The sequence below is a fragment of the Roseovarius sp. 217 genome (genome assembly GCF_000152845.1).
In the GTDB taxonomy this organism is placed as follows: Bacteria; Pseudomonadota; Alphaproteobacteria; order Rhodobacterales; family Rhodobacteraceae; genus Roseovarius.
On record NZ_CH902584.1, the window covers coordinates 2527499 to 2541497 of the forward strand.

The 13999-nt window shown below is 61.0% G+C and carries 13 protein-coding genes; 6 read left to right on the forward strand and 7 right to left on the reverse strand.

All coding sequences use genetic code 11. The features are described 5' to 3' along the window. Positions 1-16: 16 nt before the first annotated feature. Positions 17-1054: an ABC transporter ATP-binding protein gene (locus ROS217_RS12020; protein ID WP_009818025.1), complete on the reverse strand. Its 1038-nt coding sequence runs from the start codon at positions 1052-1054 to the stop codon at positions 17-19. Continuing rightward, the gene (locus ROS217_RS12025) at positions 1051-1827 is read right to left on the reverse strand and encodes a DeoR/GlpR family DNA-binding transcription regulator (RefSeq protein ID WP_040651406.1); all 777 of its coding nucleotides are present in this window, start codon (positions 1825-1827) and stop codon (positions 1051-1053) included. The genes ROS217_RS12020 and ROS217_RS12025 overlap by 4 nt, the downstream gene beginning before the upstream one ends. Positions 1828-2126: 299 nt before the next feature. Between ROS217_RS12025 and ROS217_RS12030 the strand changes: the two genes are divergently transcribed. Beyond that, the gene (locus ROS217_RS12030) at positions 2127-3011 is read left to right on the forward strand and encodes an HAD-IIA family hydrolase (RefSeq protein WP_009818027.1); all 885 of its coding nucleotides are present in this window, start codon (positions 2127-2129) and stop codon (positions 3009-3011) included. Positions 3012-3163: 152 nt separating this feature from the next. Here ROS217_RS12030 and ROS217_RS12035 read toward each other — a convergent pair whose 3' ends face one another. The 3 genes from ROS217_RS12035 to bchE form a co-directional block, all read right to left on the reverse strand. Further along, positions 3164-3361 carry a CsbD family protein gene (locus ROS217_RS12035; RefSeq protein WP_040651407.1) on the reverse strand — a complete coding sequence of 66 codons (198 nt, stop codon included), beginning with the start codon at positions 3359-3361 and terminating at the stop codon, positions 3164-3166. A gap of 87 nt (positions 3362-3448) precedes the next feature. Next, positions 3449-4042 (reverse strand): bacteriochlorophyll 4-vinyl reductase, encoded by a 594-nt coding sequence (bchJ, locus tag ROS217_RS12040; protein ID WP_009818029.1) that lies wholly within the window; start codon positions 4040-4042, stop codon positions 3449-3451. Beyond that, entirely contained in the window at positions 4035-5696 is a 1662-nt protein-coding gene (bchE, locus tag ROS217_RS12045) for a magnesium-protoporphyrin IX monomethyl ester anaerobic oxidative cyclase (protein ID WP_009818030.1), read from the reverse strand. The genes bchJ and bchE overlap by 8 nt, the downstream gene beginning before the upstream one ends. Before the next feature lie 153 nt (positions 5697-5849). Between bchE and ROS217_RS12050 the strand changes: the two genes are divergently transcribed. Beyond that, positions 5850-6590, forward strand: coding sequence for a YebC/PmpR family DNA-binding transcriptional regulator (locus tag ROS217_RS12050; RefSeq protein WP_009818031.1), 741 nt, complete (start codon positions 5850-5852; stop codon positions 6588-6590). Between the two features lie 97 nt (positions 6591-6687). Here the strand turns inward: ROS217_RS12050 and copM are convergent, their stop codons facing one another. Both copM and uvrB read right to left on the reverse strand, forming a co-directional pair. After that, a complete protein-coding gene (copM, locus tag ROS217_RS12055) occupies positions 6688-7050 on the reverse strand; it encodes a CopM family metallochaperone (RefSeq protein WP_009818032.1) in 363 nt (120 codons plus the stop codon). 231 nt (positions 7051-7281) lie between these two features. Further along, complete coding sequence (uvrB, locus tag ROS217_RS12060; protein ID WP_040651408.1) at positions 7282-9480, reverse strand: excinuclease ABC subunit UvrB; 2199 nt, start codon at positions 9478-9480, stop codon at positions 7282-7284. 125 nt (positions 9481-9605) lie between these two features. On the opposite strand from uvrB, the gene ROS217_RS12065 reads away from it, so the two are divergent. The 4 genes from ROS217_RS12065 to acs all read left to right on the forward strand — a co-directional run bounded on the left by ROS217_RS12065 (position 9606) and on the right by acs (position 13992). Further along, complete coding sequence (locus ROS217_RS12065) at positions 9606-10823, forward strand: GTP-binding protein (protein ID WP_040651410.1); 1218 nt, start codon at positions 9606-9608, stop codon at positions 10821-10823. A 3-nt stretch (positions 10824-10826) separates the two neighbouring features. Further along, entirely contained in the window at positions 10827-11453 is a 627-nt protein-coding gene (locus ROS217_RS12070) for a DUF1826 domain-containing protein (RefSeq protein WP_009818035.1), read from the forward strand. After that, the gene (locus tag ROS217_RS12075) at positions 11443-11733 is read left to right on the forward strand and encodes a DUF6525 family protein (RefSeq protein WP_009818036.1); all 291 of its coding nucleotides are present in this window, start codon (positions 11443-11445) and stop codon (positions 11731-11733) included. The genes ROS217_RS12070 and ROS217_RS12075 overlap by 11 nt, the downstream gene beginning before the upstream one ends. 318 nt (positions 11734-12051) lie before the next feature. Then, positions 12052-13992 carry an acetate--CoA ligase gene (gene acs, locus ROS217_RS12080; RefSeq protein WP_040651411.1) on the forward strand — a complete coding sequence of 647 codons (1941 nt, stop codon included), beginning with the start codon at positions 12052-12054 and terminating at the stop codon, positions 13990-13992. Positions 13993-13999: the final 7 nt, after the last annotated feature.

Genomic DNA, 13999 nt, shown 5'->3' on the forward strand with positions numbered 1-13999 from the left:
TCTTTCCAACGTGACGTCACACCGTCACGCCATTCGGATGCCGAAGCCTGTTTCCCTCTACGTCAAAGAAATGCAGGTCATCATCGGCGAAATCTATGTCGAGCGTGTCTCCGGTCGGAATGTGCCGCAATCCCGGCATTGCGATCACCAACCCATTCGCACCGGGATGTGTCAGCCCCACGAAGGTCTCGGACCCCAGGAATTCACATTCTGAAACGCGGCACGTCAGACGCCCCTTGCCCGGCGCAGCCAAACGCAGGCTCTCGGCGCGCAGGCCGATCTTGGTCGCCTGCTCGAAACCGGGCAGCGCCGCGCCGTCAATCAGCGCCATCGGCGGCGCGCCCACGAATTCGGCGACAAAGGTATTGGCGGCGCGGTAATACAGATCCTCGGGCGCGCCGGTCTGCTGGATGCGCCCGTCCTTCATCAACACGACGATATCGGCCATGCTCATGGCTTCGGTTTGATCATGGGTCACGTAGATGACGGTGATCCCGAGATCGAGTTGCAGCTTCTTGATATCCTTGCGCACAGACGCGCGCAGCTTGGCATCAAGGTTCGACAGCGGCTCATCCATCAGGCAAAGCGGCTGATTTGCCACGATGGCACGGGCGAGGGCCACGCGCTGCCGTTGACCCCCTGACAACGCGCCCGGCTTGCGCGCCTCATAGCCCAAGAGCCCGGTGATTTCGAGCGCGCGCGCCAGCTTCTCGCGCCGCTCGGCGGCGGGCACCCGACGCACCTTGAGGCCGAACACCACATTTTCCGCCACGCTGAGATGCGGAAAGAGCGCATAGGACTGAAACACCATCGACAGATTGCGCTCGGAGGGTGCCGCCGTGGTCACGTCCTTGCCGTCAATGATGATCCGCCCTTCATCTGGCAATTCCAATCCCGAGAGAAGCCGCAGCGTGGTCGATTTCCCGCAACCGGACGGGCCGAGCAGCGCCACAAAGGACCCGCGCGGGATCGACAGGGAAACGTCCGCAACCCCAAGCTGCCCATTCCAGCGCTTGGCGACATTCTGAACCTCGACGAATGTATCCGACATCATTCGGCATCCTCTTCAAAGGTAATCCGGTCCCCAAGCTGCTCGACCAGTCGGTCAAAGGGCGCTGCGGGCGGGCGGTCGCAGATGATGTGGTCAATCTGGGTGATCTTGCCGCCAACGGCGGGGGCCAGACGCCCGAACTTGCTGTGGTCTATGACCAGAATGGATTTCCGCGCGTTATGCCACATACGATGAGTTGCGCGCACCTCGGCCTGATGGAATTCCAGCAACTCGCCCTCCGCGCCGATCCCTGCCGTTCCAAAGAGGGCGAATTCGGCGCGGTAGCGGTCAAAAAACTCGACCACCTCCTCGCCTACGAAATCGCGGTCCGGCAGGCGAAGCTCCCCACCCGGCAGGATGATGCGATTGGAAATCTCTTCGCTGAGCGCCATCGCCGCGCTGAGATTATTGGTGACGATGGTCAGTTCCTTCTTGCGATGTAGCGCCCGCGCCACGCTGAGCACGGTGGACCCGATGGAGATAAAGACAGTGGCCCCGTTCGGGATCAGCGCCGCCGCAGCATTGGCAATGGCGCGCTTGCCCACAAGATTTGTGCCGGCGCGTTGGTCAAACGGCGTGTTACGCCGTTCTTCCGCCAGTTCGATGCGTCCATGTGAGCGTTGCAGCGTGTCGCCATCGCACAGGATATCGAGGTCGCGGCGAATCGTCTGCATCGACACGCCGAACATCTCGGCGAGCGCGCCTACGCTCACTCCTCCCTGTTCCTGAACGACCTGCTGGATCAGATCGTGTCGCCTGCTTTTCTTGGACGCCATATCAGTTTCCATGGTTTTGCCCGATTGTTGGTCACGAAATGCAACAAAGCAACATTTAGTTGCGCGGTTTGCGTACAGTTTTGCGGTAGCGGGATCCGCTCAATTCTGAAAACTGGCGTTTTTCTCCAGGCTCAAGCTATAAAAGCGTTATCCTAGGATTGTGACAGCTGTATGAAATGTCATTATGTTGTTTTGGACTTTCAATTTTCTATCTGCACTGTAAGTTTTCCCCAAGCTGGATGTAATCTCCAGTTCTGCGGCACCCGCAGTTCGACCTAGTCAGGGAACCAGCCACGCTGATGGATACTGTCGCGACCATATTCGACCGCTACGAGGCTGTGCGCCATCGCCTGCCTTTGGCCACATCTCTAGACGGAACATCCAAAATCAGCTCACTGCATGACATTGCTGCATATGCCGATGCCTTTGTCTTTGACGCCTATGGAGTGCTGAATATCGGTGAGTCCGCCATTCCCGGTGCCGCGCAACGGCTGAGAGAATTGCGCGACATCGGCTGTCAGATCCGCATTCTCTCGAACGCGGCCAGTTACACCCATGCAGGGGCCGTGTCCAAATTTCGGACCCTCGGCATGGGGGTCAGGGATCACGAGATCATCACCAGCCGCGACGCGACGCTGGCACATCTGGACAGCAGAGTTTGGGGATGTATCGCCGCACCACAGGACAATCTGTCAGACATCGCGGTCCCCACACGTCGCCTTGTCGATGATCCTGCGAGCTATGATCAGGTCGAGGGGTTTCTGTTTCTATCGACCGAGGTCTGGTCATTGGAACGACAGGCGCTTTTGGAGGCGTCGCTGCTCAAGCGGCCAAGACCCCTGATCATCGCCAATGCAGATCTTGTTGCCCCCCGCGAACACGGGTTCTCTCTCGAGCCCGGTTATTTTGGTCATCGGCTCGCAGATCGCGGCATCCCCGACATCCGGTTTGTCGGCAAGCCATTTCCCGCAGTCTACGAGATGATCGAAGCCTCATTGCCCGGTATTTCACCGGGTCGGATAGTCATGTGCGGAGATACGCTTCACACGGATATTCTGGGTGCAACGGCGCGGGGCTGGCAGACAGTTCTTGTAGAGCATGACGGCCTTTTCTCCGGTCAAGACACCTGTGCCTATTTCAATCAAGCCAAGCTCTTTCCAACCTGGAGACTGTCGCGCATCTGACGCATCGTGGGGCGCGTTGCCGTAAATCGGTGAGTTGCTCAGAGAGCGCAGGACGACCAACTCCTTTGAACGCAGGCTCCGGTCCGCCAGACAGTACAAAAGCGGCCGACTCGATGTCGACCGCTTTTGGGTAGTGTAACATGCTGAAGGCGTCAGACGCTTCTCGACCAGTCATCCACCTCTTTTTCGGCTTGGTCCTTGGATATGCCGTATTTTTCCTGAATCTTGCCGACCAGTTGCTCGCGCTCACCGGCAATCTGTTGCAGGTCGTCGTCGGTGAGTTCGCCCCATTTGGACTTGGCTGCACCTGCGGCTTGTTTCCATTTGCCTTTGATAATATCCCAGTTCATCGGTTTCTCCATCTTTGGTTGACGCATGATGGAATAACGCAGCGCCGCGCGCATGGTTCCCTTCCTCTCCAGATCAACGTCGGTGCATCAGCGCCAGTCGATCTCGAAACGGCAGGCGGGCGCGCCGGTGGCACAGCAGGCGGATTCGATCGCATGGGCGCGTGGATGAACCAGCCCGGCAAAGAGCCACTCGAAGACGGCGGCGTGCCAATCGCAGAGCGGGGCCGGGGCGTGGTCGCCGCGAATGATCGGGTTGTCGGCGAGGGTAAAGACCACCGGTGGGCCGGATCTTGCAGACAGTGTGCCGGTGCCGCAGAAGGTCCAGCCATGGGCGAGAATGGCACGGGTCAGGATCGGCGCCGCGACACGCGCAGGCAGGGCACGCAGCAGGGTTTGCGCGGCGTGCGGGATGCGGTGGGCGAGGATATAATCTCCGGTGCCCTGACCTGCGGCAATGGCGATTTCGCGCGCGTTTTCAGGGTGATACCGTCGCAGCGCGCTGTGCAGCGCCGCGACGCGGGCCTCGTCGATCATCGCCGTCGGGTCGGGCAGGGGGTCAAATCCCAGGGGGGCAAAGAGCGCGCGGCGCGCGCCCTCACCCGCGATACGGTCCATCGCGGGGGCCAGTTGCAGCACCGCATTGGGGCCAATGCGGGCGGTCATATGACTGCCGTCAGGCATCCATCTGCTGCGTGCTGCCGCCGCAGGCGCGGACATCGGCGCCATTGGGCATCTTGAAGCCCTCGTTGCGGTCTATGGCGCGGTCTTTCATCTGGGCGCGTACCGCTTCACGGCGCTCTGCCGCGCGGGCGGCACGGTCGGCGCTGGCCTCCCAATCCTCCATCTGTGCCTCGGCGATGGTGCGGGTTTCGTCAAAGTCGAAATGCACCTTGTTCTTGGTCTGTGGCCCCCAATACCCGGCCTTGCCCAGATCGTAGAAGGTGCGGGCAAAGCCGGCCTTGAGAAACGCCGTGAGACAGCCCAAGAGATAGCGTCGCCGATAGCCGGTGCCGCGCCAGGGATAGTGAAAGAGCGCCTTGCGCATATAGAAGCGGCGGTAGTTCTTCATCACCCCGTCCAGCAGCTCGCCGCGCGTCATGGCGGCGGGTTTCATGATCGGCGTGACAAAGTTATATTTTGAGAAATCAAAGACTTCGACCTGATCGCGGAGCTCCTGAAAGAGCGGCGTAAAGGGCCAGGGCGTATACATCGCCCAATTGGCCAGATCTGGTTGCCAGTCCCAGGCCATCTGAAAGGTTTCCTCAAGCGTCTCCGGGGTCTCGTTGTCGAGCCCGACGATGAACTGCGCCTCGGTAAAGATATCCGCCTCGCGCAGAAGCTGAATCGCCTTCTTGTTCTGGGCGACGGTGGTTTCCTTGTTGAACTGGTCGAGTTTCAGTTGCGCCGCCGCCTCGGTGCCCAAGGAGACATGCACCAGGCCGGCCTTGCGGTAGAATTTCAACAGATCGCGGTCGCGGTAGATGTCGGTGACGCGGGTGTTGATGCCCCATTGCACCCGGCGCGGCAGGTCGCGGGCGATCAGTTCCTCGCAGAACTGGACGAATTTCTTTTTGTTTATAGTGGGTTCCTCATCCGCGAGGATGAAGAATCCGACGCCGTGATTGTTGACGAGATTCTCGATCTCATCCACCACTTTTTTTGGATCACGCACGCGGTAATCGCGCCAGAATTTCCATTGGCTGCAAAAGGAACAGGTAAACGGGCAGCCGCGCGCCATGTTGGGGATGGCGACCCGTTTGCCGAGCGGCACGTAGATGTATTTTTCCCATTCCAGAAGCGACCAGTCGGGGTCGATCGCATCGAGATCCTTGACCGTTGGCGCGGCGGGGGTGGCGGTAATGGTATCGCCGTCGAAATAGGCCAAGCCCTTGATAGATTTACGTGTTTCAAGCCATTTCCCACTGTCCGCAGCCCGGATCAGATTGAGGAAAATCTCCTCGCCCTCGCCGCGCACGATGACATCCACCCAAGGCGCCTCGGAGAGGACTTGTTTGTACATGAAGGTGGCATGGACGCCGCCCAGCACCCGGAGTGCGCCGGGCACCACCTCTTGTGCAAGTTTGAGAATGTTTTCAGCAACATAGATCGAGGGGGTAATGGCGGTGACACCCACAACATCGGGGTTCAGGTCGCGCAGTCGGTCGCGCAGGCTATCGTCGTCAAGATGGTTGGTCATGGCGTCGATAAAGGTGACGTCGGTATAGCCCGCGTTCCGCAGGTGCCCCGCCAGGTAGGCGACCCAAGCGGGGGGCCAACTTCCGGCAATCTCGGCCCCTCCAGAGTGATAATTGGGGTGGATCAAGACGATGCGCATAATATGGCTCCCTGTTTGATGATTAATGTACACTTCTAAGTGTCAACTTAACTTGACATAAATCAAACTGCGATGAGATGGGGCAGGGCGTTGCCCTGTGCGCGCCAAGCGTATAAAAGGCGTCAAATTCCCGGATATGCAGGAGAAGGCATCATGGCCGGCCATTCCAAATGGGCGAATATTCAACACCGCAAGGGACGGCAGGATGCCGTGCGGGCGAAACTATTTTCCAAGTTTTCCAAAGAGATAACGGTCGCGGCCAAGATGGGTGATCCGGACCCGGACAAGAACCCGCGTCTGCGTCTGGCAATCAAGGAAGCCAAGGCGCAATCCATGCCCAAGGACAATATCGAGCGCGCCATCAAAAAGGCGATGGGCGGCGATGCAGAGGATTATGAAGAAATCCGCTATGAAGGGTACGGCCCCAATGGGGTGGCGATCATTGTCGAGGCGATGACCGACAACCGCAATCGCACCGCGTCCAACGTGCGCTCGACCTTTACCAAGAACGGCGGCAATCTGGGTGAGACCGGTAGCGTTGCGTTCATGTTCGAGCGCAAGGGCGAGGTTACCTATCCCGCCAGTGTCGGTGATGCGGATACGGTGATGATGGCCGCACTTGAGGCAGGGGCAGAAGATGTGGAGTCGGGCGAGGATGGCCACACTATCTGGTGTGCTGACACGGATCTGAGTGAGGCCGCCTCGGCGCTGGAGGAGGCCTTGGGCGAGAGCAACTCGACGAAGCTGGTGTGGAAACCGACCACCACGACCGAAATGGACCTTGAGAGCATGCAAAAGCTGATGAAGCTGATCGAGGCGCTTGAGGATGATGACGACGTGCAGCGCGTCACCACCAATTTCGAGGCCTCGGACGCGGTGATGGAGCAGCTCTGAGCTGTGTACAGGGCGTACAAACCGCACCCGGTTTCGGGACACAAGAGCGTGGTTACGGGAAAGAGGGCCGGTTGGCCCTCTTTCTCATAGGCTGGGATCAGTATCCCATTCGGGCGAGGCGCTCGCGCATCCAGATGATTTCGGCCTCTTGCGCGGCAATCACCGCTTCGGCCAGTTTGCGGACCTCTGGGTCTTGGCCGTGTTCAAGGGCGATGCGTGCCATGGCGACGGCACCCTCATGGTGCGGGATCATGCCGCGCAGAAAATCGACATCGGCGTCGCCGGTATAGTCCAGATCCATCGCGCCATGCATGGCGGCGTTCGCCTCCATATAGGCCTGCGTCGAGGCGGGCAGGTCGTGGGTCATCTGCATCGTATGGCCGCTGTGCTCGTGGCTGTCGGCGAGGGCGGGCGAGAGGGAAAGGGCCATAAGAGCGGCGGTCAGGGCGGCAAGACGCATGGGCGTATCCTCGGTTGTTGTGTCTGAGGGTGCGATACGAGCATCCCCCTGCTGGAAGGCAAGAGCAGATGCGAGCAGATCAGCGGTTTGTTGGGGGCGAGGTTGGGTGGTGCGCCATGAATGCGCACCCTACGGTGGTGAGAGCGGGTGGTTCAGGGGCGTAGGGTGCGCATTTATGGCGCACCGATTTGGCGGGGGGTGAGGTCGGTTGGTGCGCTATGAATGCGCACCCTACCGTCCCTTCCGCTTCACATTCCCGCCTCTTTGTCCCGGCCTGCCCGCCGTCGAGCGCCCGCGCCCTTTGACTGCCTCGGCGCTCGCGGCTTCGACTGCGGATTGCCGCGCCAAGGGGTCGTCGGAGATGAGCAGGTCAACCGCCTCAAGCCGTTTGACTTCGTCACGCAAGCGGGCGGCCTCTTCGAACTCCAGATTCTCGGCGGCCTTGCGCATGTCGCGGCGCAACCCGTCCAGAACCGCTTGGAGATTGGCCCCGGCGAGGGGTTTGTCCACCTTGGCTGTCACGCGGGCCATGTCGACGTCACCCTTGTAGAGCCCTTGCAGGATATCATCGACATTCTTCTTGATCGTCGCGGGGGTGATGCCGTGTGCCTGATTATAGGCGATCTGCTTGTCGCGGCGGCGGTTGGTTTCCCCCAAGGCCCGCTCCATCGAGCCGGTGATGCGGTCGGCATACATGATCACGCGGCCTTCGGCGTTGCGGGCGGCGCGGCCGATGGTCTGGATCAGTGAGGTTTCCGAGCGCAGGAAGCCTTCCTTGTCGGCGTCGAGAATGGCCACCAGCCCACATTCGGGAATGTCCAACCCCTCGCGCAAGAGGTTGATGCCGATGAGCACGTCAAAGGCGCCAAGGCGCAGGTCACGCAGGATTTCGATGCGCTCGATCGTGTCGATGTCGCTGTGCATGTAGCGCACGCGGATGCCCTGTTCGTGCATGTATTCGGTCAGATCCTCGGCCATCCGTTTGGTCAGGGTGGTGACGAGACTGCGGTAGCCATCGGCGGCAACGCGGCGCACCTCATCCAGCAGGTCATCGACCTGCATGTCGACGGGTCGGATTTCGACCTGCGGATCCAAGAGGCCGGTGGGGCGGATCACCTGTTCGGTAAAGACGCCGCCGGTCTGCTCGATCTCCCATTTGGCGGGAGTGGCGGAGACAAAGACCGATTGCGGGCGCATGGCGTCCCATTCCTCAAACTTCAGAGGGCGGTTGTCCATGCAGGAGGGCAGGCGAAAGCCGTGTTCGGCGAGGGTGAACTTGCGCCGGTAGTCGCCTTTGTACATGCCGCCGATCTGGGGCACCGAGACGTGGGATTCATCGGCAAAGACGATGGCGTGGTCGGGGATGAATTCGAAGAGGGTGGGGGGCGGCTCTCCGGGGGCGCGACCGGTGAGGTAGCGGGAGTAATTCTCGATGCCGTTGCAGACGCCGGTGGCCTCGAGCATTTCGAGATCAAAGTTGGTCCGTTGTTCCAGCCGCTGCGCTTCCAGCAGCTTGCCGTCGTTCACCAACTGGTCAAGCCGTTGGCGCAATTCGCGTTTGATGCCGATAATCGCCTGCTGCATCGTGGGCTTTGGCGTCACGTAATGCGAATTGGCGTAGATGCGGATTTTCTCGAATGTGTCGGTTTTCTCGCCGGTGAGGGGGTCGAATTCGGTGATCGCCTCCAACTCTTCGCCAAAGAACGACAGCCGCCAGGCGCGGTCCTCGAGGTGGGCGGGAAAGATTTCGACGCTGTCGCCGCGCACCCGGAAGCTGCCCCTCTGGAAGGCGTGATCGTTGCGCTTGTATTGCTGGGCCACCAGATCGGCCATGATGGCGCGCTGGTCATAGCTCTCGCCGAGTTTGAGATCCTGGGTCATCGCGCCATAGGTCTCGACCGAGCCGATCCCGTAGATGCACGAGACAGAGGCCACGATGATCACGTCGTCCCGTTCCAGAAGCGCGCGGGTGGCCGAGTGGCGCATCCGGTCGATCTGTTCGTTGATCTGGGATTCCTTCTCGATATAGGTGTCGGAGCGGGCGACATAGGCCTCGGGCTGATAGTAGTCATAGTAGCTGACGAAGTATTCGACCGCGTTTTCGGGGAAAAATCCTTTGAATTCCCCGTAAAGCTGCGCTGCCAGCGTTTTATTGGGGGCAAGGATGATGGCGGGGCGCTGCGTCGCCTCGATGATCTTGGCCATGGTAAAGGTCTTGCCGGTGCCGGTTGCACCCAAGAGCACCTGATTGCGCTCGCCTTCCGTGATGCCTTGCGACAGTTCGGCAATGGCGGTGGGCTGATCGCCTGCGGGCTCGAATGTGGTGGCGAGGGTGAACCGCCTGCCGCCTTCAAGTTTCTCACGGCTTTTCACATCCGGCGCGGGATGGGTCAGCACCGAGGGTGTTTTGTCGGAATGGGCATAGCGCATGGGCGGTTCCTCTGGCTCGATGTCCACATTTGTTCTCTTTTTCGCGGGGTTCAAGCCCCAAAGCGGGTTGCATGCGGGTCAACAGTATATGTAATGATATAACATATTAAACCATGGAGGCCAAAATGCACCCCACCGATACCCGCCTGCCTGTGACCGTGCTCTCGGGCTTTCTCGGCGCGGGCAAGACCACGCTGTTGAATGCCGTGCTGAACAACCGCGAGGGCCGCCGGGTGGCGGTCATCGTCAATGATATGTCCGAAGTGAATATTGATGCCGATCTGGTGCGCGAAGGTGGCGCGGATCTGAGCCACACCGATGAGACGCTGGTCGAGATGTCGAATGGCTGCATCTGCTGCACCCTGCGCGACGATCTCTTGCAGGAGGTGCGCAGGTTGGCCGGAGAGGGGCGGTTTGACTATCTGTTGATCGAATCGACTGGCGTGTCAGAGCCTTTGCCGGTGGCGACGACCTTTGAGTTTCGCGACGAGGGCGGGGCGAGTCTGTCGGATGTCGCGCGGCTGGATACGATGGTCACGGTGGTGGATGCCGTCAACCTGCTGGAGAATTATGCGAGCCATGATTTCCTGTCGGACCGGGGTGAGGTTGCCGGGCAGGGCGATGACCGGACGCTGGTGGATTTGCTGGTCGATCAGATCGAGTTTGCCGATGTGATCGTGCTCAACAAGGTGAGCGATGCCGGGCCGACCCGGCGGGACGCCGCGCGCAGCGTGATTGCCGCGCTCAACCCGGATGCGCAGGTGATCGAGACGGATTATGCGCAGGTCGATCCGATGCGGATCTTTGACACCGGGCTGTTTGATTTCGAGACCGCGCATGAGCATCCGCTCTGGGCCAAGGAACTCTACGGGTTTGCCGATCATGTGCCGGAGACCGAGGAATACGGCGTCAGTTCCTTTGTCTATCGCGCGCGCAGGCCGTTTGATCCGGCCAAGGTGCATGCGGTGCTGAATGGGCCTCTGCCCGGTGTGATCCGGGCCAAGGGGCATTTCTGGCTGGCGACGCGGCCCGAATGGGTGGCGGAATTCAGCCTTGCGGGGGCGCTGAGCAAGGTCGGGCCACTGGGGACATGGTGGGCTTCGGTGCCGGAGGCGCGCTGGCCCAGTCATCCGCAGGCGCGCGACTATGTCAAACGCCATTGGGCGGAGCCGTTCGGCGACCGGCGGCAGGAACTGGTTTTTATCGGCGCGGGCATGGACCGGGCGGCGATCACGGCGGCGCTCGATGCGGGGCTGGTGGGGAGCGAGACGGCATTCGATCCGCTGGCGTTTCGCGATCTGCCCGATCCCTTTCCGGCGTGGCGGCGGGCAGAGGCGGCCTGAGCGATGCGCGATCATGGTATGACGCTGGCCAGCGGAGTGGCGCGGGGGGACAGGCCTGCGATCCTGCATCATGTGACGGCGCCGGGACAGGCGGCGGCGATCTGGCAGCGCCCGCGTGATCCGGGATTTGCAGACTGGATTGACGGGCTGGCCCCGGAGAGCCTGCCGCAGACCCGATGCTATTGCACCGCCGCGCGCGCCCGCGAGATGGCGCAGGCGGCCTGCGCGGCGGCGGGCCTGTCGGCGGGGCCGGAGAGGGATATGCTGTGTGGTGACATTGGCGCGTTATCGGCCCTCTTTGCGCAGGTCATGCGGCGCAGCGCGCTGCATCTGAGGCTGGATGTCGTGCGCGACGCTGCCTGCCGCAAGTTCCATCTGGATCATGTGCCAGCGCGGCTTTTGTGCAGCTATCGCGGGAGTGGCACCGAATACGGGCTGGGGCGTGGGCGGGGTGATCCGCTGTCGGTACGCCGCATGGCGACCGGGGATGCGGGGATCTTTCGCGGCGCTCTCTGGCCCGGTGACGAGATGAGCGCTTTGGTGCACCGCTCGCCGCCGATTGTCGGGCCGGGGGAGACCCGGCTCTTGCTGGTGCTCGACGTGCTGGAGGCGGGACAGGGTGGCGCGTAACCTGCGCAGCCCCGCCGCGCGCCGCCGTCCCGCCGAAGGGCTGACGGACTATGATCATCTGCCGGGACCGGCACGGCGCTGGCTGGCGCAGGCGGCGTTGCCATGGTCGGCGCGGTCGGTGCGGGTCGTCTGGTCACGGGCGTTGCGCGCGGCGGGGGGATGCGAGGCCGCGGCACTGGCGCGTCTGGACCGGATCGAGGGGCGAGCGCTGGCGCGCGAGGCGCCGGTGGTCTGGGGGGTCGGCTATCCCGTCGCGGGGCAGACCGGGGCGAATCGCTGAGGTGATTCGTGACGTCACGTCACCGGCCATTTGGTCGGGTCATAGTGCCGCAGCGGGCACGCTGGGACAAGGTTCCTACGAGGCGGTGTCGCAATTTTAGGCGATTGCGTCGTTTGAGACCTTGGCAAACGCCAGCAAAACATCAGTGAAAATTTTTTTACAAAAAATATGGCCAGTGAATGCAAGAAATTCACTGATCTTATGGGTGTTTGTCAGGATTCTGTTAATTTCTGCGCATTTTCCGTTAGGGTATGCCAAAGAATGCGGCGTGACCTGATCTGGATGTCAGGTGGCCGTTGGGATGGAGGATTTCAAGTCATGACCGAGACAAAGACTGGTGCAGCAGCAACAGGACCCGGATTTCACATCGATTCCGAGACCTATGAGCGGATGTATGCCGCCTCAATCACGGACCCGGAGGCATTCTGGGGGGAGCACGGCAAGCGGCTGGATTGGATCAAGCCTTACACCAAGGTCAAGAACACCTCGTTCGACTATGACAATGTCTCGATCAAATGGTTTGAAGATGGCACGCTGAATGTGGCTGCCAACTGCATCGACCGGCATCTGGCGACGCGCGGCAACCAGACCGCGATCATCTGGGAGCCGGATGATCCCACCGACGAACCGCAGCACATCACCTACACGGAATTGCACACGCAGACCTGCAAGATGGCCAATGTGCTGAAATCCATGGGCGTGGGCAAGGGCGACCGGGTTGTGATCTACATGCCGATGATCCCCGAGGCCGCCTATGCGATGCTGGCCTGCGCGCGGATTGGTGCCATTCATTCGATCGTCTTTGCGGGTTTCAGCCCCGATGCGCTGGGTGCGCGGATCAATGGCTGTGATGCCAAGGTGGTGATCACCGCCGATCACGCGCCGCGCGGCGGCCGCAAGACCAAGCTCAAGGACAACGTCAATCAGGCGCTGTTGCACGATACGTCGGATGTGAAATGTCTTGTGGTGCAGCGCACCGGCGATCAGGTGGCATGGCGGCGTGATCTGGATTTCTGGTGGCATGAAGAGGCCGAGAAAGTCAGCGCCGATTGCCCGCCCGAAGAGATGAACGCCGAGGATACGCTGTTCATCCTCTACACGTCTGGCTCCACCGGCATGCCCAAGGGCGTGGTGCATACCACCGGCGGCTATCTGACCTATGCGTCGATGACGCATGAATACATCTTCGACTATCACGAGGGTGATATTTACTGGTGCACCGCCGATGTGGGCTGGGTTACCGGGCATAGCTATATCGTCTATGGACCGCTGGCCAATGGCGCCACGACATTGATGTTCGAGGGCGTGCCGACATGGCCGGATGCGGGGCGATTCTGGCAGGTCTGCGAGCGCCACAAGGTCACGCAGTTCTACACCGCCCCCACCGCCATTCGTGCCTTGATGGGCAAGGGCACCGGGCCGGTCGAGGGCAGCGATCTGTCGAGCCTGCGTATCCTTGGCTCGGTCGGCGAGCCGATCAATCCCGAGGCCTGGAACTGGTACAATGAGAATGTCGGCAAGGGGACCTGCCCCATCGTCGATACATGGTGGCAGACCGAAACCGGCGGAATCCTCATCACGCCGCTGCCGGGTGTGATCGACACGCCCAAGCCCGGTTCGGCCACCAAGCCGTTCTTTGGCGTGCAGCCCGTCGTGCTGGATGATCAGGGCAACGAGCTGGCGGGCGAAACCTCGGGCGTTCTGGCGCTCAAGGACAGCTGGCCGGGGCAGATGCGCACCGTCTGGGGCGATCACAGCCGGTTTGTCTCGACCTATTTCGAGATGTTCAAAGGCTATTATTTCTCGGGTGACGGATGCCGCCGCGACGCGGATGGCGATTATTGGATCACGGGCCGCGTCGATGATGTGATCAACGTCTCTGGCCACCGGATGGGCACCGCCGAGGTGGAATCGGCGCTGGTGGCGCATGCCACCGTCAGCGAGGCCGCCGTTGTGGGCTATCCGCATGATATCAAGGGGCAGGGCATCTATTGCTATGTCACGCTGATGGATGGGGTGGAGCCGACCGATGCGCTGCGCACGGAACTGGGCAACTGGGTCCGTCAGGAGATCGGGCCGATTGCCAAGCCGGATGTGATCCAATGGGCGCCGGGCCTGCCGAAAACCCGCTCGGGCAAGATCATGCGCCGTATCTTGCGCAAGATTGCCGAGAACGATTTTGACAGCCTTGGCGATACCTCGACGCTGGCCGATCCGTCGGTCGTGGACGAGTTGATTGCCAATCGCACCAAAGCCTGAGGGGAGA